This is a genomic window from Pseudomonas sp. LBUM1673 (assembly GCF_059695645.1).
Genome location: NZ_CP166780.1, coordinates 597,594 through 616,740, shown reverse-complemented (window position 1 = coordinate 616,740; position 19,147 = coordinate 597,594). Strand labels below are relative to the sequence as shown.

General features: G+C 60.0%; 15 protein-coding genes and 1 riboswitch. Of the genes, 3 read left to right on the top strand and 12 right to left on the bottom strand.

Translation table 11 applies throughout. From position 1 onward, the window contains the following. The first annotated feature begins 13 nt into the window (after positions 1–13). Complete coding sequence (locus tag ACA044_RS02740) at positions 14–1,804, top strand: cyclic-di-GMP receptor FimW-related protein (RefSeq protein ID WP_497445056.1); 1,791 nt, start codon at positions 14–16, stop codon at positions 1,802–1,804. Between the two features lie 134 nt (positions 1,805–1,938). Here the strand turns inward: ACA044_RS02740 and serB are convergent, their stop codons facing one another. Continuing rightward, positions 1,939–3,153 carry a phosphoserine phosphatase SerB gene (serB, locus tag ACA044_RS02735; protein WP_497445055.1) on the bottom strand — a complete coding sequence of 405 codons (1,215 nt, stop codon included), beginning with the start codon at positions 3,151–3,153 and terminating at the stop codon, positions 1,939–1,941. Between the two features lie 135 nt (positions 3,154–3,288). On the opposite strand from serB, the gene ACA044_RS02730 reads away from it, so the two are divergent. Continuing rightward, on the top strand, positions 3,289–4,821 hold the full coding sequence (locus ACA044_RS02730) for an AhpA/YtjB family protein (protein ID WP_497445054.1): 1,533 nt from the start codon (positions 3,289–3,291) through the stop codon (positions 4,819–4,821). A 272-nt stretch (positions 4,822–5,093) separates the two neighbouring features. Here ACA044_RS02730 and ACA044_RS02725 read toward each other — a convergent pair whose 3' ends face one another. The 9 genes from ACA044_RS02725 to ACA044_RS02685 all read right to left on the bottom strand — a co-directional run bounded on the left by ACA044_RS02725 (position 5,094) and on the right by ACA044_RS02685 (position 14,527). Further along, positions 5,094–5,810, bottom strand: a complete 717-nt coding sequence (locus ACA044_RS02725) for a PqiC family protein (protein ID WP_497445053.1) — start codon at positions 5,808–5,810, stop codon at positions 5,094–5,096. Between the two features lie 176 nt (positions 5,811–5,986). Beyond that, positions 5,987–8,254, bottom strand: a complete 2,268-nt coding sequence (parC, locus tag ACA044_RS02720) for a DNA topoisomerase IV subunit A (protein WP_497445052.1) — start codon at positions 8,252–8,254, stop codon at positions 5,987–5,989. 7 nt (positions 8,255–8,261) lie between these two features. Continuing rightward, positions 8,262–8,786, bottom strand: coding sequence for a retropepsin-like aspartic protease family protein (locus ACA044_RS02715; protein ID WP_497445051.1), 525 nt, complete (start codon positions 8,784–8,786; stop codon positions 8,262–8,264). Continuing rightward, entirely contained in the window at positions 8,783–9,772 is a 990-nt protein-coding gene (locus ACA044_RS02710; RefSeq protein ID WP_497445050.1) for an esterase-like activity of phytase family protein, read from the bottom strand. Before ACA044_RS02710 ends, ACA044_RS02715 begins: the two co-directional genes overlap by 4 nt. Next, on the bottom strand, positions 9,772–11,676 hold the full coding sequence (parE, locus tag ACA044_RS02705) for a DNA topoisomerase IV subunit B (protein ID WP_497445049.1): 1,905 nt from the start codon (positions 11,674–11,676) through the stop codon (positions 9,772–9,774). Before parE ends, ACA044_RS02710 begins: the two co-directional genes overlap by 1 nt. 69 nt (positions 11,677–11,745) lie before the next feature. After that, on the bottom strand, positions 11,746–12,354 hold the full coding sequence (locus ACA044_RS02700; protein WP_497445048.1) for a YqiA/YcfP family alpha/beta fold hydrolase: 609 nt from the start codon (positions 12,352–12,354) through the stop codon (positions 11,746–11,748). 185 nt (positions 12,355–12,539) lie between these two features. Beyond that, positions 12,540–13,355 carry a 3',5'-cyclic-AMP phosphodiesterase gene (gene cpdA, locus ACA044_RS02695; RefSeq protein WP_497445047.1) on the bottom strand — a complete coding sequence of 272 codons (816 nt, stop codon included), beginning with the start codon at positions 13,353–13,355 and terminating at the stop codon, positions 12,540–12,542. 111 nt (positions 13,356–13,466) lie between these two features. Next, a complete protein-coding gene (locus ACA044_RS02690) occupies positions 13,467–13,919 on the bottom strand; it encodes a DUF1249 domain-containing protein (RefSeq protein WP_008004854.1) in 453 nt (150 codons plus the stop codon). Continuing rightward, positions 13,910–14,527 carry an NUDIX domain-containing protein gene (locus ACA044_RS02685; protein ID WP_007902590.1) on the bottom strand — a complete coding sequence of 206 codons (618 nt, stop codon included), beginning with the start codon at positions 14,525–14,527 and terminating at the stop codon, positions 13,910–13,912. Before ACA044_RS02685 ends, ACA044_RS02690 begins: the two co-directional genes overlap by 10 nt. A 214-nt stretch (positions 14,528–14,741) precedes the next feature. On the opposite strand from ACA044_RS02685, the gene ACA044_RS02680 reads away from it, so the two are divergent. Further along, complete coding sequence (locus tag ACA044_RS02680) at positions 14,742–15,488, top strand: RsiV family protein (protein WP_497445046.1); 747 nt, start codon at positions 14,742–14,744, stop codon at positions 15,486–15,488. Here ACA044_RS02680 and cytX read toward each other — a convergent pair. Both cytX and thiC read right to left on the bottom strand, forming a co-directional pair. Continuing rightward, positions 15,457–16,749 carry a putative hydroxymethylpyrimidine transporter CytX gene (gene cytX, locus ACA044_RS02675; protein ID WP_497445045.1) on the bottom strand — a complete coding sequence of 431 codons (1,293 nt, stop codon included), beginning with the start codon at positions 16,747–16,749 and terminating at the stop codon, positions 15,457–15,459. The genes ACA044_RS02680 and cytX overlap by 32 nt on opposite strands. A gap of 160 nt (positions 16,750–16,909) precedes the next feature. Further along, the gene (gene thiC, locus ACA044_RS02670) at positions 16,910–18,799 is read right to left on the bottom strand and encodes a phosphomethylpyrimidine synthase ThiC (RefSeq protein WP_447788085.1); all 1,890 of its coding nucleotides are present in this window, start codon (positions 18,797–18,799) and stop codon (positions 16,910–16,912) included. Positions 18,800–18,964: 165 nt separating this feature from the next. Beyond that, positions 18,965–19,070: riboswitch (TPP riboswitch) on the bottom strand. Between the last annotated feature and the right edge of the window lie 77 nt (positions 19,071–19,147).

Below are 19,147 nucleotides of genomic sequence, written 5' to 3'. Positions count from 1 at the left end.
GTTTGTCTACGGCATGAATGAGACCAATCCTGTCCTGCTGCTACGCGCACCGATCCCGACGCAGTCGCGTCTGTCTTTCTGCGACGCCACGCCTCGCGATCTCAAGCGCTGGATCGCCAACCTGCCCAAAGCCAACATCGGCGAAACCGCTCGCCAGTTGTATCAAGGCTTGAGCGAACTCAACCAACTGCTCACACCCAGCGACAATCGCCTGCAATTGCTCGAACTGCTGCGGCCCGAGGTGTATTACGTCTGCAAGCATCTGGAGCGGCATTTTCTGCATCAGGCGATTGTGCTCGACGAACGCTCGCGCAAGATCGCCAACCTTTGCCAGGCGCTGCAGAGCCACTTGGCGATCGGCTACAAGCAGATCGTCATCCGCATCGCTCCACGCTTCAGCAAGGACTGTACGCCGCTGCTGACCCAGGCTTTGCAACGGGCAATTCATTGCCTGAACGGCGCGTTGATCCGCGCCACTCAGCTCTATTGTCCGGTGCCCGAAGGTCTGTGGCTGGAACTGCATCAGCTGTATCGGATCGGCTGTCAGTTCCAACTGCAACATTTGAGCGTGCGCGATGAACTGGCCAGCCAGTCGCAAATGCTGAGCATCGAGCACACCTACGTCGTCGCCCTCCTGCTGGGTGCTTCACGCTGCAATCAACTGCGCCAGAACCAGATCGTCCGGCTCGCCGAGGTTATGGAACCCTGGAGCCAATGGATCAAACTGCAACCGGACAAACCGGACAGCGGGCTGTTTGCGATCGCCCCGGAGCTCGATACCGGCCCGCGTTATCGCTCCAAGTTTCGGGCCGAGCAACAGGAGAGCTTACTGGGGGTCGACCCACAGCCCCTGGTCGCGGCCATCGAAGCCCATCTGCAACAGTCAGCCGACAAGGTATCGACGCTGCCCGTTCCGGCGGGGCTGAATCTGGATACGCTGCAACACCTGCATGCCGCTTGGGGCCAGGCCGCCGAGCGCAGTTTCCAGCGCACCGTCGGCCACGGCACATTAACCCTGTGCATAGGCATGAGCGCTCTGCACTTTTATCTCGGCGGCAAACGCTCGTTCAGCGGCATCCTGAAAAAACCCGGTACCCGTCCCGCGCAATTCTCGGCCACCGACCCGGCAGGTCGCGCCAAAGACCAATGGAACCAGGCCTTCGACGCCGCCCCCCAGGGCACCGCAGACACTCTGCTGCCCTACGAAGAGATCGAATACCCGCACCTTCAAAACGATGACAGCCATGAGGCGGCCGATCGCCAGCAGCACTTCCCGACCTATGTGCTGCCGGTGATCAATCACAGCCCTGGCGGCTATTGCCTGGCCTGGCCTGGCGCAGTGCCCCCCGAGCTACAGGCCGGAGAAATGGTCGGAATCGAGGATGCGGCCGGTCAAGGCTGGAGCATTGCAGTGGTGCGCTGGATCCGTCAGGTGCGGGGCGGCGGCACGCAGATGGGTATCGAGCAGGTCGCGCCTTGCGCTGAGCCCTGCGGCCTGCAACTGACGCGCTCCAGCGACGAGCACAGCCAGTACTTGCGCGGACTGTTGCTGCCCGCCATCAGCGCCATCGACCTGCCGGCCACCCTGCTCACGCCGCGCCTGCCATTCCAGGAAGGCAATAAGGTGCTGATCAACACCAACGGCCAGGAACGCCCGGCCGGTCTGGAGCGACGAGTGGCGAGCACCAATAGCTTTAATCAGTTTGCCTATCGCTCGCTGGAAGCGACCAGAAACGAAAACGCCGCACAAAGCGGCGTGGTCGGGGTAGCAGAAGAGTTTGATTCGTTGTGGAAGTCGCTTTGAGCGTCAGGCATTTGATCGGTGGTGATGCGTTCGCGGGCAAGCCTCGCTCCTACGGGTCCGCGCAAATGGAGACTGACGCATTCCTGTAGGAGCGAGGCTTGCCCGCGAAGAGGCCCGCCCAGACAACTTGAAACTCAGAGCTGCCCGTCGCGATCCCGGAAACCCAGCAGATACAGCACGCCATCCAGCCCAAGGGTGGAAATCGCCTGCTTCGCCGATTGCTTGACCAGCGGCTTGGCGCGGAACGCCACACCCAGCCCGGCAATCGCCAGCATCGGCAGGTCGTTGGCACCGTCACCGACGGCAATCGTCTGCTCCAGACGCAAACCTTCCTTATGCGCCAGCTCACGCAGCAGATCTGCCTTGCGTTGCGCATCGACAATCGGCTCGACCGCCACGCCAGTGACCTTGCCGTTCACCACTTCCAGTTCGTTGGCGAACACGTAGTCGATGCCCAGTTTGGCCTGCAATTGCTTGGCGAAGTAGGTGAAACCACCCGACAGAATCGCCGTCTTGTAGCCCAGACGCTTGAGTTCGGCGAACAGGGTTTCGGCGCCTTCGGTCAGGCGCAGGGAAGCGCCGATGGAGTCCAGCACGCTGACATCCAGCCCTTGCAGCAAGGCCAGGCGCTCTTTGAAGCTGGCGCGGAAGTCCAGCTCGCCGGACATCGCCCGCTCGGTAATCGCAGAAACCTGATCGCCCACGCCGGCAGCCTTGGCCAGTTCGTCGATGACTTCAGCTTCGATCAGGGTCGAGTCCATGTCGAACACCGCCAGACGACGGTTACGGCGGAACAGCGAATCTTCCTGGAAGGCGATGTCGACGTTCAGCTCTTGAGCGACGCTGAGGAATTCGGCCCGCAGCGCTTGCGGATCAGCCGCCTCGCCGCGCACGGAAAACTCGATGCAGCCCTTACCCTTGTCAGCCGGGGTGTCCAGCGGCATGCGCCCGGACAGGCGATCGATATGGTCGATGTTCAACCCATATTTGGCGGTGATCGAGCTCACGCGCTGCAATTGCTCGGCGGTCACTTTGCGGGTCAGCAGGGTGACGATGTGGCGTTTTTTGCCCTGATTGCCGACCCACTGCTGGTAATCCTCTTCGGACACCGGCGTGAAACGCACCTGCTGTTCCAGCTTGTAGGCCGTGAACAGAATGTCCTTGAGCACCGACTTACCTTGTTCCGTATCGGGAATTTCAACCAGGATGCCGAACGACAGGGTGTCGTGGATCACCGCCTGACCGATGTCGAGAATATTCACACCACCCTGGGCCAGAACACCGGTAATGGCCGCAGTCAGACCCGGACGGTCGACTCCCGTGATGTTTATCAGGACAATTTCGCGCAAGGCGCACCCCCGCAGGTGGAAAAAAACCGCATTCTACCCATTTTCAGTGACCATCGGGCACCGTGAGCGCTTTGACGGTCTAGGGCCTGTCGCTATACTGCGCGTCAACTTCACGGACTAAAGAGCCGAGCTCAAGTGAACCGGCCCACGCCAGTAAAAACCGATAACTTCTTTCTGCTGATCTTCCGGGCACTGCGTCATCGCCGTGTACCGATCGCATTACGCATTGCCAGCCATAACGTGATCCTGGTCGCTCTGGCTCTGGTGATCTATGCCTGCGTAATGGGTTTGCAGTTCAAGCAGGCCATGCACGAGCAGGCGGATGCCCTGGGCGAAAGCCTGACCACCCAGACCGCTACGTCGGCCACAGAGCTGTTGGTGTCCAATGACATCCTCAGTCTCAACGTGCTGCTCAACAACCTGACCAAGAACAAACTGGTGGCCCACGCCGCCATCTATAGCGTGGATAACCGCATCCTCGCCGAAGCCGGTCAGCGCCCCAAGCATAGCCTGTTGGGCGAAGCCGAAGGCATGTACCAGAGCAAGATCACCTTCCAGGACGTGACCGCCGGGCAACTGCGCATCAGCCTGGACATGGATCAGTTCCAGCAGCCGATGACCATCAGCCTGCAAAGCATGGGCATTCTGAGTGCGATTCTGCTGGCGCTATCCTTGGCGTTGAGCCTGCGCCTGGGCCGACATATCTCGACGCCGCTGCTGCAATTGCGGGTATGGCTGCGCAATATCGACGAATACACCCCGGCCACCGAGCGTCAGGATGAGATCGGCGACCTCGCTCGCCAATTGCATGCCAATTTCGCCCCGGAGCCCGCCGAGCCGGAACCTGCGCCGGAGCCTGAATACGACGACAGTGATTACGAAGACGCCGACGATAACGAGCCGGCCTTCGAAGTGCGCAACCTGCGTGATCCGAGCTTCGATGAAAGTCGCCCGGTGGCAGGTCTCAAGCCCGCGCCGCGGCGTATTGTCAGCACAGTCGAAGACGATGATGACGAAGATCCGTTTGCCGATCTGCGTGAAGACTCGGCAGACAACGCGCCGAAACCCGTCGCAAAGCCGCAGGTATCGAACGTGCCTCAGCACAGTGCGGTACTGGCTGTGCAACTGGGCGCACAGGATCAACTGCGCCGCCTGCCCCGCGCACGCCTGGAAGAGCTGCTCAAACGCTACCGCGATTGCCTCGATCAGGCCGCGTCGCTTTACCAGAGCGAACTGCACACCCTGAACGATGGCAGCACGCTGATGCTGTTCCACACCGAAGACAGCGGCGACGACTACCTGACCAACGCCATCTGCTGCGGTGAATTGCTGCGCGCCCTGGGCCATCAGTTGCAGATCGAAGTCGCCGACAGCGGCATCACCCTGCAATTGCAGCTGGGCCTGACGCTGGGTGACGAACTGTTCGGTTTGAGCCAGATCGATCTGCTGCTGACTGAAACCGCTCAAGACGCCCTGGCCCTGTCACAACACAGCCGCAATCTGCTGCTGGTGGAGCGCAAGATCAGTGACGATGCGCTGATTCGTCAGCGTGCGCGGATCCGTCCGATTGCAAGCCCTGAGGGTGCGTGCTGCGTGGAGCGGCTGATGGAGCCTTATCCGTCGATGCTGGAGCGGCAACTGGCGCGGATGCATGAACGCCGGGCTTAAACCCTGGCCCCCGCTGTAAAGAAGCCCGCAGACACGTGATTGTCTGCGGGCTTTTTGTTGGCACCTTAACTCTTGTAGCAGCTGCCGAGCCTGCGAGGCTGCGTAGTAGTCGCAAAATCAGACGATGGGTACGGTCAGGCAAAACGCGCTAACAGGACTTGCGAGGACTTCGTCCTCGAACGCACCCTCGCAGTCTCGGCAGCTGCTACGACCGACCTGCAGAAACAACAAGGCCCGCATCTACGCGGGCCTCGTTTCGAATCCATCCAGGCTCAGAACCTGAACACTTCCATATCGGTCCGAATCGGCGAAGCCATCGGGATTTTCGGTTGCTTCTCCGGCTCTGCTGTTGTCGGTGCCACAGGCTTGGCAGCCGGCTTGCGTGGCGCTTCGGCAATTGGCGGTTGGTTAGCCAGCGGCTTAAGTGCTGTCGACAGTTGCTCGGCCAGACGCTGCAGCAACACACCCTGAGCCTGAACCTGAGCGGCAGTCCCGCCGGCGTGCTGCTCCTGCAAATGAATGATGCGGTTATCACGCACCTGACCACGACGGTCGATCAGGCGCCATTGCGCATCAAGGACTGCCGGTTGCGACTCACCCGAGTCCAGACGCGTGATCGTCAGCAGAACCTGAACATCCGGCGTGAAGCCCACTGTCGCAGGCGCCAGGACAACGCGCTGGCTGTCCAGATGACCGGCGACCTGACGCAGCAACAGCTGATCGATGTCGGAAGACAGGCTTCCTGCCCAACGACCATCAACCGAAGCTTGCAGGCTGCCATCCGGCTGACGCTGCAACAAGGTTTCGCGTTGCAGGTAATCGGCAACCGTTACCGGCCCCAGCAATACCGCCATGCCCGCGCTTTGCGCAGGCTGAGCCGGGCTACCGCTGTCCAGCTGATACAGCGACACCGGTTGGCGAACGCTGCAACCCGCCAGGCCAAGAACGCCAGCGAGCATCAAAATAAAAGGAAGGCGCAGAGCAGTCATCGTCCCATCCAGGTGGTTGCCACAAGGCTCACCACAGTGAAAATACTCAAAAAATATGAAGAACGCTCGACCACGCCGGCGCTTTAAAGGCCATATCATCCGTGAATATGCGTTCCGACTCCAGCGGCAAAGCGTCGATCTACGCGTTAAATCGTAGATCGAGCGCTCTAGGACGCTTAATTGAGGTTTTCGACGAACAGCGCATCTACCCTCTGAAAGCCACGTGGCAGTTTGTTACCGCGACGTCCACGCTCACCTTTGTAGTGTTCGAGGTCATCCGCCTTCAGTGACAAGGTACGTTTTCCGGCCTGCAGCACCAAGGTGGCGCCCTCCGGCAAAACGGCGATGTCCGTGACATATTCTTCGCGACTGGCAACACGTTCACCGGAAATCCCGATGATCTTATTACCTTTACCTTTACCTAATTGTGGCAGATCGCTGATTTTGAAGATCAGCAGGCGACCCTCGGTGGTCACCGAGGCCAGCCAGTTGTGCTCACGATCGGCCACAGGGCGCGGCAGAATCACTTTGGCGTTGTTCGGCAGACTCAACAGGGCCTTGCCGGCCTTGTTCTTGGCTTGCAGGTCTTCACCCTTGACCACGAAACCGTAACCGGCGTCGGACGCAATCACGTACAGCGAATCGTCTTCAGGCATCAGCACGCATTCGAAACTCGCCCCTGGCGGCGGCGTCAGACGGCCGGTCAGCGGTTCGCCCTGGCCACGGGCGGAGGGCAAGGTGTGGGCCGCGACCGAATAACTGCGACCTGTGGAGTCGATAAACACCGCAAACTGGTTGGAACGCCCGGCCGCCAAGGCCTTGAAACCATCCCCGGCCTTGTAGGAAAGCCCGGTGGCGTCGATCTCGTGGCCTTTGGCGGAGCGAACCCAGCCTTTTTCCGACAGAACCACGGTCACTTTCTCGTTCGGCAGCAGATCGTGCTCGGTCAGGGCCTTGGCCTCGGCGCGCTCGACGATTGGCGAGCGACGGTCGTCGCCGTAGGTTTCGGCGTCCTTGATCAACTCGCTGCGTACCAGTTTCTTCAGCTTGGCTTCGCTGCCCAGCAGGGCTTGCAGCTTGGCTTGTTCCTTGAGCAGTTCATCCTGCTCGGCACGCAGCTTCATTTCTTCCAGTCGCGCCAACTGACGCAAACGGGTGTCGAGAATGTAGTCGGCCTGGATTTCGCTCAGGGCGAAACGCTCGATCAGACTGGCTTTCGGATGCTCCTCGGTACGGATGATGTGGATCACTTCATCCAGGTTGAGGTAGGCAATCAACAAGCCGTCCAACAGGTGCAGACGACGCTCGACCTTATCGAGGCGGAATTGCAGGCGACGACGCACGGTCTGAACCCGGAACTCCAGCCATTCGACCAGCAATGCCCGCAGGTTTTTTAACTGCGGCTTGCCGTCCAGACCGATGATGTTGATGTTGACCCGGTAGCTCGACTCCAGCTCTGTGCTGGCGAACAGGTGTTGCATCAGCGCATCGTGGTCAAAGTTTTTGCGTGCACCCGGAATAATTACGATCCGGCACGGGTTTTCGTGGTCGGACTCGTCTCGCAGATCAGCGATCTGCGGGGCTTTGGACGGTTTGGCCTGCATCATGGCCGCGATCTGTTCCAGCACCTTGGCACCCGAGACCTGATGCGGGAGCGCGGTAACGATGATGTCGCCGTCTTCAATGTGGTACACGGCGCGCATACGCACCGAACCGCGACCGGTTTCGTAGATTTTCAGCAGGTCGGCGCGCGGCGTGATGATTTCCGCTTCGGTCGGGTAATCCGGGCCCTGGATGTGCTCGCAGAGCTGCTCGATCGTGGCTTTGGGCTCATCCAGCAGGCGCACGCAAGCGGTCGCGACTTCGCGCAGGTTATGCGGCGGGACGTCGGTGGCCATGCCCACGGCGATACCGGTGGTGCCGTTGAGCAGGATGTTCGGCAAACGGGCCGGCAACACCAAAGGCTCTTCCAGTGTGCCGTCGAAGTTCGGGCCCCAGTTCGCGGTGCCCTGGCCCAGTTCGCTGAGCAGTACTTCGGAATAACGCGACAACCGCGCTTCGGTATAACGCATGGCGGCAAAGGACTTCGGATCGTCCGGTGCACCCCAGTTACCCTGGCCGTCGACCAGCGTATAGCGGTAGCTGAACGGCTGGGCCATCAGCACCATGGCTTCGTAGCACGCCGAGTCGCCGTGAGGGTGGAATTTACCGAGCACGTCACCGACGGTACGCGCCGACTTCTTGTGCTTGGAATCAGCGTCCAGCCCCAACTCGCTCATCGCGTAGACGATGCGCCGCTGTACCGGTTTCAGGCCGTCGCCGATATGCGGCAGGGCACGGTCCATGATCACGTACATGGAGTAGTTGAGGTAGGCATTTTCGGTGAAGTCAGCCAGTGACCGGCGTTCTACACCGTCCAGGCTGAGATCAAGGGAGTCGCTCATGCGGGCCTCATGGGTTCGTTGTCTGGCGCAGCAGCATGGTGCCACCGCGCTGGGTAAATTCAAGTTTGTTCAGTGCGCTCATGCCGAGCAGCACCTGATTGCCGTGCAAACCGGGCGCCACCAACGCGCGAACGTCACGCAGCACGATGTCGCCCAGTTGCAGCCGGTCGAGGCGAGTTCGGTAACCCTCGCTCAAGCCATTGGCCGTGCTCAGGGTCACCCCGAAGCCTTTTTCCACTTTCAGCCGCTCGGCCATTTCGGCCGGGATCGCTACATCGGTCGCGCCGGTATCGAGCATGAAATCCACCGGCTGACCGTTGATCTGTCCAGTGGCGACAAAATGCCCCTGGCTGTTGCTGATCAGCTTCACTTCGATAAAACCTTCGCCCTGCTCGGAGCTGACGACGGTGTTGGGATTCTGCTGACGCGCCTCCCACTGACCGAAAAACCGCGTCGCCAGAAACAGCGCGGCGCACCAGGCCAGCACCATCAACACCCGAGCGGCGCGTTTGCCCGGCGGCTGCTGACTCATGACTTGGCACTCCAGCCACCTTCAGGCGCGGCAAAGCGCCAGACAATCGGACGCTTCTCGCCGTCGGCGCGCGCACCATTATTATTGTCGATACCGATCCAGGCACCGTCGGCGTCCACGATCAACGCTTCCGCCAGCCCAAAGGCCTGTGAATAACGACGGTTTCCCTGCAAAGCCTCGGTGGCAAACGACCAGCAGCGCTCGACCTTGGCCGTCACCGCATCACGACGGCAAACCTCAAAGGCGTTGCGCTCAAGGGTAAACAGTTTGCCGTCGAACAATGACAGATCGGCAAAATCCCGGGAAACCGCTTTGGCCTTGGGAAACTGCGATGGCTGCATTTCCACCCCTGCTTCACTTAGCAGCACACAGCCCCCGTTGCAGTCCCAAACTACCTGTTTGCGTTTGATCAGCAGCAAACCGCGGCGCTCACGTTCGGCGGCTAGCCACAGCGTGTCACCGGCCGGATTGATCGCCAGCCCTTCGAACAACGCATTGAAGTGCAACAGCATGCCACTGGCCCGCGCTTCGCGAACCAGCATCGGTGAGACTTTCAGCCAGGACGCAGGCCCGATTGGTGGTACTTGCAGCACCGCGGCGTGGGCTTCGCTGACAATGTAACGATTGCCAGCGCTGTCGCAGGTGATGCCTTCGAAATCCAGGTCCCCTCCCCGCACGAACGATGCCACCCAGGTCCGCGAGCGCAAGCCCCAGGGCAAACCGCTGTCGGGTACCAGGGGGACGTCAATGTGTACGGTTTCGGCTAGCCAGGTATTGTTGCGGGTGTCGAGGCGATAGATTTGATCATCGTCGCGATCCGAAACAGTCCACAACGCCTTGCCGCACTGGGCCAGCCCCGACAGATTGCCGCCGCGCATGCCATCGACGGCATGCTCGGATAACAGGCGCAGCTCGGGTGCAGGCTCCGCCAAAACCGTTACTGAGGTCAGCAGCAACGCACACGCCAGGGCCCAGCCAAATCGCATCAGCCCAGAACCTCGGCCAGGTTACCCTTGGACTCCAGCCAGGACTTGCGGTCGCCGGCGCGTTTTTTCGCCAGCAGCATGTCCATCATTTCCGAGGTCGCGTCGAAATCTTCCAGCGTCAGTTGCACCAGACGCCGTGTGTTCGGGTCCATGGTGGTTTCGCGCAACTGTGGCGGGTTCATTTCACCCAGACCTTTGAATCGGGTGACCTGCGGCTTGCCGCGTTTTTTCTCGGCCACCAGGCGATCGAGAATGCCGTCGCGCTCGGCCTCGTCCAGGGCGTAGTAAATCTCTTTGCCCAGGTCGATACGGTACAGCGGCGGCATGGCGACGTAGACATGACCGGCATCCACCAGCGGGCGGAAATGCTGGACGAACAAGGCGCAGAGCAACGTGGCGATGTGCAGACCGTCGGAGTCGGCGTCGGCGAGGATGCAGATCTTGCCGTAACGCAGCTGGGCAATGTCCGCCGAGCCCGGATCGACACCGATGGCCACCGCGATGTTGTGCACTTCCTGGCTGGCCAGCACTTCGCTGCCGTCGACTTCCCAGGTGTTCAGAATCTTGCCGCGCAACGGCAGGATCGCCTGAAATTCTTTGTCCCGCGCTTGCTTGGCCGAGCCGCCAGCGGAATCACCTTCCACCAGGAACAGCTCGGAACGCATCGGGTCCTGCCCGGCGCAGTCGGCGAGTTTGCCTGGCAACGCTGGCCCTTGGGTAATGCGTTTACGCTCGACCTTCTTGCTGGCCTTCAAACGACGGCCGGCGTTATTGATCGCCAGTTCAGCCAGCAGCATGCCGGTTTCCGGGTGAGCGTTGAGCCACAGACTGAATGCGTCCTTGACCACACCGGAAACGAAGGCTGCCGCTTCACGGGATGACAGGCGTTCCTTGGTCTGACCGGAGAACTGCGGCTCCTGCATCTTCATCGACAGGACGAAAGCAATACGTTCCCAGACGTCTTCCGGCGCCAGCTTCACGCCACGCGGCAACAGGCTGCGAAACTCGCAGAACTCGCGCATGGCGTCGAGCAAGCCCTGACGCAGACCGTTGACGTGCGTCCCCCCCTGGGCTGTCGGGATCAGGTTGACGTAGCTTTCCTGAACGCTGTCGCCGCCTTCGGGCAACCACAGCAGCGCCCAATCGACCGCTTCTTTATTACCGGCCAGGCTGCCGCAGAACGGCTCGTCCGGCAGGCGTTCGAATTCGCTGACGGCGTCTACCAGGTAGGAGCGCAGGCCGTCTTCGTAATGCCATTCGACTTTCTCGCCGGTGGCCTTGTCTTCAAAACTGACCAGCAACCCCGGGCACAGAACGGCCTTGGCCTTGAGCACGTGCTTGAGGCGGCTGATGGAGAATTTCGGCGAATCGAAATACTTCGGATCCGGCGCGAAGAACACACTGGTGCCGGTATTGCGCTTGCCAACAGTGCCGACCACTTCCAGCTCGGTGGCTTTGTAGCCATCGGCGAAAGTCATCTGGTATTCGTTGCCGTCACGTTTTACACGTACCCGGACTTCGGTCGACAAAGCGTTGACCACGGAAATACCCACCCCGTGCAAACCGCCGGAGAACTGGTAGTTCTTGTTGGAAAATTTGCCACCCGCATGAAGCTTGGTGAGGATCAGCTCGACACCCGACACACCCTCTTCAGGGTGAATGTCCACCGGCATGCCACGGCCGTCATCGCTGACTTCCAGGGAGTGATCGGCGTGCAGGATGACCTGCACCGATGTCGCATGCCCGGCCAAGGCTTCGTCGACGCTGTTGTCGATGACTTCCTGGGCGAGGTGGTTCGGCCGACTGGTGTCGGTGTACATGCCGGGGCGTTTGCGCACCGGGTCGAGGCCCGAGAGGACTTCGATGGCGTCTGCGTTATAAGAGCTAGCGCTGGGAGTGGCCATGGGGTCTCGTCGTCCGCCTGTAAAAAGTGTTCTGTGAAAAAGAGTGTTCTGTGAAAAAGAGGCGACAAATCACAGTGCAGTGAAATCAATCGCCTGATACAAATCTGCGCCGATGCCGGCAAAACTCAGCATTGCCGGCAATTGCTCGGCAAAACCCTGGAAACTATGGTCGCCGCCGGCCTGGATGCGCAAGGCACAGGCGCGGTAATACTGCTGGGCGAGGCGATAATCCAGCGTTTCATCGCCGGTCTGCAACCATACTTGAAACCGCTGCGGATCCTTGGGCGCCGGCACTTCCAGCTCGGCCAGGGCCGTCACGTGGTCGTGGGTCAACTCCCAAGTCTCATCGGTATACAGGTTTTTCTGCGTTCCCAGGAACCCGTCGAACATCCGGTGCGGGCTGACGGCAGGGTTGATCAACAGAGCTTTCAAGCCATGGCGCTCGGCCAAGTGAGTCGCATAGTAGCCGCCGAGTGAGCTGCCGACCAGCAGTGGCCGCCCCAGCTCGGCAATCGCCTGCTCCAGCTGACCGATGGCCTCGCGGGGATGGTGATGCAAGGCCGGCACACGCAACTGATCGCTCAAGCCCAGCCGCTCCATCACTTCGATCAACTGAGTGGCCTTTTTTGAGGCAGGCGCGCTGTTGAAGCCGTGGATATAAAGGATCGAACCAGACATTTAAGCTCCCTGTGCGTAGGGCAAAGAGGCGCAGTTTACAGGGTGTCGGGGGAATCGGGGATATGCGTGGAAATCAGGTTGTCTTGGCGGACGCCATCGCGAGCAGGCTCGCTCCCACAGGGGTATGCATTCCAATGTGGGAGCGAGCCTGCTCGCGATGGCCGCGCCGCGGTCTTTCTGAGTGTTCAGTAGCCGTTGGAACCGTAATCAACCTGGAAGTCGAACCCGGTGACGCGCTCAACGCCTGTTTCGATCTGACCATCCGGCAAAAGCCGCAACCACCGATACCCCGGCGCCTGCTCACTCACCTTGAAATCATCACTGCCCGGTTCGAACTGAATGCAGGTCGAAGGCGAGGCAATCAATCGAACGCCGTTGCGAAGCTGATCAATCTCCTGATGCACATGCCCCCACAACACCGCACGCACCTGAGGAAACCGATCCAGCACCGCGAACAACGCTTCTGGATTGCGCAATCCAATGGGCTCCATCCATGCACACTCGATCGACACCGGATGATGATGCAAACACACCAAATGATGCCGCTGCGGCGCCTCACTCAATGAGCGGGCCAGCAACTGCAACTGCTCATCGTGCAAATACCCTGGCACCGAACCTGGCACGGCAGAGTCGAGCAAGGTGACACGCCAGTTGCCTATGTCCACCACCGGCTCCAGCAGCGCACTCTGCACTGCCGCCTTGGCCATGATCTGCGGCTCGTCATGATTACCGGGAATCCAGCGTGCCGGCGCATCGATCTGCCGGGTCAGGTCACGAAACAGCTGGTACGACTCCAGCGTCCCGTCCTGGGACAAATCACCACTGGCAATCATCAGATCGATCCGTGGCTGCTGCTTCAATACCAGTTCAATGACCTGTTGCAGGCTGTTGCGGGTGTTCATGCCCAGCAACGTTCCGTCTGCCTCGGCAAACAGATGACTGTCGGAGAGCTGCACCAGCAACGCCGGATCGGCGGTGGTCAATGTGGATACGCTCGGCAAGGCGTTCTCCCAGGGCGTGATCACGGGATTGATGAATGCCGCAATTATGCTGGGGGACGATCAAAAGAGGAAACCTGTGAACCGGACGCAGTTCACAACTACACAGGGCTCTTAGCGCACAACGGCGTACTCGTGCCCGCAAGCCAGACAATGACTCAGCCATTCCCCCAGGAACAGATTGAGCTGAGCCTTTTCATCCGGCTGATGCATCGCGGCGTTCGGGTAAGGATAGATGCCGCGAAAGCGTCGTGCATGTTCAGCGCTGACCACTTCGGCCATGCACGCGTCGTGATACACCTGAACTTCAAGTTGAGGAACCGGCAGCCACGGCAGACTGTGTTCCTGGCGTACTTGCAGCGTCGTGGTGTACGGACACACCTGAAGCACTTCGAGTGCCAGCACACCTAGCATCTGGTCGCCGTGGGTCACGGCAATGCGCCGCGCCTGCGGCTCGTTGCGCATGTCCGGTAGCAGTCGCATCAGGCGCGCGTAGTTGGCCTCGCAGGAGGCTTGCAGCCCCACGAGGTCGATCCGGTAGCGATCGCGCAGCTTGTTTACGACCATAACCCCCTCACTTCCACGCGGTTCAAAGCCAGCCATTGCAAGGCGATGATGCTTGCCGCGTTGGCAATACGTCCGTCGCGTACGGCTTGCAGGGCATCTTCGAACGCCCAGACCGTGACGCGAATATCTTCTGCCTCTTCCTCCAGCCCATGCAGGCCGCCAACCCCGGTTGTCTCGCAACGCCCCAGGTACAAGTGCACGAATTCATTGCTGCCGCCCGGCGATGGAAAATATTTGGTCATCGGCCAGAGCGCCCCGAATACAAGCCCAGCTTCCTCCTGCGCTTCGCGGTGAGCAACTTCTTCCGGTACTTCATCCTTGTCGATCAGACCGGCAACCAGTTCGATCAGCCACGGGTTGTCGGTCTTGCCCATGGCGCCGACGCGAAACTGCTCGATCAGCACCACTTCGTCGCGCTGCGGATCATAAGGCAGCACGCACACCGCATCGTGGCGAACAAACACTTCACGATTGATCTCGCGACTCATGCCACCGGCGAACAATTCGTGGCGCAAGTGCACGCGGTCGAGCTTGTAGAAGCCCTCGTAGCACTTTTCGCGCCGAACGATATCAACGGCAGTCGGAATGGCGTTGGCAAAATCAGTCATGACAATCCTCGTTTACTCAAATCCTGTACGAGGCTCCAACCTCGACTTCGCGCCATCCTAACGCGCCCGTGACGTTTGATGCAGCCCCTTTCCAGTCAGCGGGATAGACGGTGAGGGCGAAACCAACTCTAATTAGCTTAGTGGCGAACTGACTGCTTCGTTGAGAGTCGAAGCGGGTAACTTTTCGCCTTTTCCTGTTTTATGAAGGACGCCCATGTCGCTTTTTAAAATCGCCTCCGTGGCCGCAATCGCCCTGACCCTGGGCGCCTGCCAGAGTTTGTTTCAGCCCAACTACCGGGCGCCGCTGGAAACCACCCGCGACGCATCGGAACAGTTGAAACCAGGCTGCACGACCCCTGACTGCCCGCTGGTGAACATCGATACGCTGCGTTTCCCGGACGAGCCTGTGCTTGACGGCATCATCGAAAAACGCCTGCTGCAAATGACCCGCACCTCGCCCGACGCCCCTGTAGCGCCGACGCTGGCGGCGTATCGCGAGCAGTTTTTGAACAGTGCCGGCCCGCGCTACAGCAGCTATTTGCAAGCCAAGGTACGTGAACAGCATGACGGCTTGGTGATCGTTGAATTGTCCAGCTACCTGGACACTGGCGGTGCCCATGGCACGCCGGGCCGCGGTTTCATCAACTATTCACGCCAGCAGCATAAAGTGCTGACCCTGTCGGATATGTTGATTCCGGGCCAGGAAGAGGCGTTCTGGAAAGCGGCCCAGGTGGCGCACAACAGCTGGCTGATCAGCACCAAGCTCGATCAGGAGCCGGAGTTCGTGAAGAGTTGGCCCTTCGTGAAAACCCAGAACGTGGCGCTGACCTATGGCGGGGTGATCCTCAAGTACGAAGTGAGCACCCTTGCGCCTTACGCATTGGGCCACGTCGAACTGAAGATCCCCTACCCGCGCCTGAACGGTATTCTCAAGCCTGAGCTGTTTCCCGGCCGTAACTGAAGGCTCGACCGAGCAGCAGTTGCAGCAGCCCTGCCAGTACCAGCGACGGCAGGGTTGCGCCGATGTCCGGATAGAGATTGGCCAGCAGATGATAGGTGCTCACCCCGCCTAACCAGGCGAGTAACGCCGGCCAGCGCAATGCAGCCGACGTTACGTGAGCACCGCGTTTGCGCAGAATGAAATGATCCACCAGCACCACGCCGAACAGCGGCGCAAACACCGAACCGATCAACAGCAGGAAGTTCTGGTACTGGGCCAATGGTGCCAGGCAGGCAATCAACGTGCAGATCACGCCGATGGCCAGGGCCAGATGCTCGACTTTCAAGCGCAACAGAATCCCGCTGGACACCGCCGCCGAGTGAATATCGGCAAAGGCATTTTCCGACTCGTCCAACAGAATCAGCAGCAACGGAATCCCCAGACCTGCACCGGCCAGCGCCAGCAGCAAGGCATTCACTTCACCGCTCGGCGCGAACGCCAGGGTGTACGCCACGCCCAGACTCATCAACCAGAAGTTACCGATAAAGAAGCCCACCGCCGTACCGCCGAAGACATTCTTCGCGCGTTTACCGAAACGCGAGTAGTCGGCAATCAGCGGCAGCCAGGACAGCGGCATGGCGATCGCAATGTCGAAGCCCACGGCAAACGGCATCGAACCATCACCGGCCTGTGCCCACAACGCGGCCAGATCGGCCTTGGCGAACAGGTTCCAGGTCAGCCAGATGCACGCGGCCAGTAGCAGCCAGATGCCCCACTTGCGCAGGATCTTGCGCACGAAAGTCAACGGACCGCTGACCGCCAGCAAGGTGGCCAGTGCACCGAAGAACAGCGTCCACAGCAGTGGACTCGACCACAGGCTGCCTTCGCTGAATGCACGGGTGCCGAGCAGGCTGGCAGCGTCACGCATGACGATAATCTCGAACGAGCCCCACCCGATCAGTTGCAGCAGGTTCAGGACGGCGGGAAGGCTCGCGCCTTTTTTACCGAGGCTGAGTTTGAGTGCCGCCATCGACGAAAGACCCGTGTCGCTGCCAATTACGCCGACGGCGGCCAGGAGCAGAACACCAACCAAGGTGCCCAGGAAAATCGCCAGCAAAGAACCAGACAGGCCCAGACCCGGCGCGAGCAACGCGCCGGTCTGCAACACCATCAGGCCGATGCCGAGGGAGAACCACAGGGAAAACAGATCACGGCCGCCAAAGACACGTTTGTCGATCGGCACCGCGCAATCCGGGGAGTAAGTGCTGGGTTGGATGCTCAAGGGTGTTATCTCAGAGGGGCATTTGTTGTTTTGGTTGTGATCACACCTGTAGGAGCGAGGCTTGCCCGCGAAAGCGGCGTGTCAGATATACCGCCTTCGCGGGCAAGCCGCGCTCCTACAAGAGCTGCGCCAGTCTCGAGGGCTGGCGCTGCGGATCAGATCAAACCTTCTTGTACAGCTGACTGCCTTCCTGCTTGAACCGCTCGGCCTGTTCCGCCAATCCCTGGGCGACTTCGGCATCGACGGTTTCGATCCGCTGGTTAGCCGCGTATTCACGGACTTCCTGGGTGATCTTCATCGAGCAGAATTTCGGCCCGCACATGGAGCAGAAGTGCGCGACCTTGGCCGAATCCTTCGGCAGGGTTTCGTCGTGGTACGAACGCGCGGTGTCCGGGTCGAGGCCGAGGTTGAACTGGTCTTCCCAACGGAATTCGAAACGCGCCTTGCTCAAGGCGTTGTCACGAATCTGTGCCCCCGGATGCCCCTTGGCAAGGTCGGCAGCATGCGCGGCGATCTTGTAGGTGATGATCCCGGTCTTCACGTCATCCTTGTTCGGCAGGCCCAGGTGTTCCTTCGGCGTCACGTAGCAAAGCATGGCGCAACCGAACCAGCCGATCATCGCCGCACCGATACCGGAGGTGATGTGGTCGTAACCAGGGGCGATGTCGGTGGTCAGCGGACCGAGGGTGTAGAACGGCGCCTCGTCGCAGCATTCCAGCTGCTTGTCCATGTTCTCTTTGATCAACTGCATCGGCACGTGGCCCGGGCCTTCGATCATGCACTGCACGTCGTGCTTCCAAGCGATCTTGGTCAGCTCGCCGAGGGTTTCCAGCTCACCGAATTGTGCGGCGTCATTGGCGTCGGCAATCGAGCCCGGACGCAGGCCATCGCCCAGCGAGAAGCTGACGTCGTAGGCCTTCATGATTTCGCAGATGTCTTCGAAATGGGTGTAGAGGAAGTTTTCTTTGTGGTGCGCCAGGCACCACTTGGCCATGATCGAACCGCCACGGGAAACGATACCGGTCACGCGTTTGGCGGTCAGCGGCACGTAGCGCAACAACACGCCAGCGTGGATGGTGAAATAGTCGACGCCCTGCTCGGCCTGCTCGATCAGCGTGTCGCGGAACAGCTCCCAGGTCAGGTCTTCGGCAGCGCCACCGACTTTTTCCAGGGCCTGGTAGATCGGCACGGTACCGATCGGCACCGGCGAGTTACGGATGATCCATTCGCGGGTTTCGTGAATGTGCTTGCCGGTGGACAAGTCCATGACCGTGTCCGAACCCCAGCGAATGCCCCAGGTCAGTTTCGCCACTTCTTCTTCGATGGACGAACCCAGTGCACTGTTGCCGATGTTGCCGTTGATCTTCACCAGGAAGTTACGGCCAATGATCATCGGTTCCAGTTCGGTGTGGTTGATGTTGGCCGGAATGATCGCGCGACCGCGGGCGATCTCTTCACGGACAAATTCCGGCGTAATGATTTTCGGCACGCTGGCGCCGAAGCTGTAGCCGGCGTGTTGCTGATCCAGCAAGCCAGCGGCGCGGGCCACTTCAAGCTTCATGTTTTCGCGGATGGCAACGTATTCCATCTCGGCGGTGATGATGCCTTTGCGGGCGTAGTGCATCTGGCTGACGTTGGCACCGGCCTTGGCGCGGCGCGGGTTGTTCACGTGGGCGAAACGCAACTTGGTCAGCTCGGCATCGGCGAGGCGTTCCTGACCGAAGTTGGAGCTCAAGCCGGGCAGACGCTCGGTGTCGCCACGGGATTCGATCCACGGTGAACGCACATCGGCCAGGCCTTTGCGCACGTCGATGATGACGTTGGGGTCGGTGTACGGGCCCGAGGTGTCATACACCACCACCGGCGCGTTGATTTCACCGCCGAAGTCGGTCGGGGTCACGTCCAGGCTGATTTCGCGCATCGGCACGAGGATGTCCGGGCGAGTGCCCTGGACATAGATTTTTTGCGAGCGGGTAAACGGCTGAACCGATTGCTGATCGACCTTGGCCGAGTCACTCAGGTTGGTTGCGATTTTTGATTTTGTAGTCATCACGGGCTCTCCAGACAGCATCCAGGCAGTGGATTTTTGTCGGAGCGAACCTGTAAACGAATGGACGCACGGGCGCTGGGAAAACCAGCGGGTGCTGTGCTCGATGCTCGAGGGGTGTTCGATTGTCGAACAACATCCCGGACGAAGCACAAGAGGACTCGCCGGGTGACGAGAAATCTTGTTCCCTACGCAGGCGCTAACCTGATCAGGTTCAACGGGATCCGAAATTATTCGATCTCAGCCTCATAGCAAGGCACCCCGACAAGAACCCGGCCAGTCTAGACACAACCGGCAAAGAACGCCAACTCCGCAGCAAACACCATGATGAATGGCGCAATTGCAGGATTG

Excerpts from the sequence above, each read along its gene's own strand:
- ACA044_RS02740 (WP_497445056.1), top strand. The coding sequence starts at position 14 with ATGAATGAGACCAATCCTGTCCTGCTGCTACGCGCACCGATCCCGACG.
- ACA044_RS02725 (WP_497445053.1), bottom strand. The coding sequence starts at position 5,810 with ATGACTGCTCTGCGCCTTCCTTTTATTTTGATGCTCGCTGGCGTTCTT.
- parC (WP_497445052.1), bottom strand. The coding sequence starts at position 8,254 with ATGAGCGACTCCCTTGATCTCAGCCTGGACGGTGTAGAACGCCGGTCA.
- ACA044_RS02715 (WP_497445051.1), bottom strand. The coding sequence starts at position 8,786 with ATGAGTCAGCAGCCGCCGGGCAAACGCGCCGCTCGGGTGTTGATGGTG.
- ACA044_RS02710 (WP_497445050.1), bottom strand. The coding sequence starts at position 9,772 with ATGCGATTTGGCTGGGCCCTGGCGTGTGCGTTGCTGCTGACCTCAGTA.
- parE (WP_497445049.1), bottom strand. The coding sequence starts at position 11,676 with ATGGCCACTCCCAGCGCTAGCTCTTATAACGCAGACGCCATCGAAGTC.
- ACA044_RS02700 (WP_497445048.1), bottom strand. The coding sequence starts at position 12,354 with ATGTCTGGTTCGATCCTTTATATCCACGGCTTCAACAGCGCGCCTGCC.
- ACA044_RS02690 (WP_008004854.1), bottom strand. The coding sequence starts at position 13,919 with ATGGTCGTAAACAAGCTGCGCGATCGCTACCGGATCGACCTCGTGGGG.
- ACA044_RS02685 (WP_007902590.1), bottom strand. The coding sequence starts at position 14,527 with ATGACTGATTTTGCCAACGCCATTCCGACTGCCGTTGATATCGTTCGG.
- ACA044_RS02680 (WP_497445046.1), top strand. The coding sequence starts at position 14,742 with ATGTCGCTTTTTAAAATCGCCTCCGTGGCCGCAATCGCCCTGACCCTG.
- thiC (WP_447788085.1), bottom strand. The coding sequence starts at position 18,799 with ATGACTACAAAATCAAAAATCGCAACCAACCTGAGTGACTCGGCCAAG.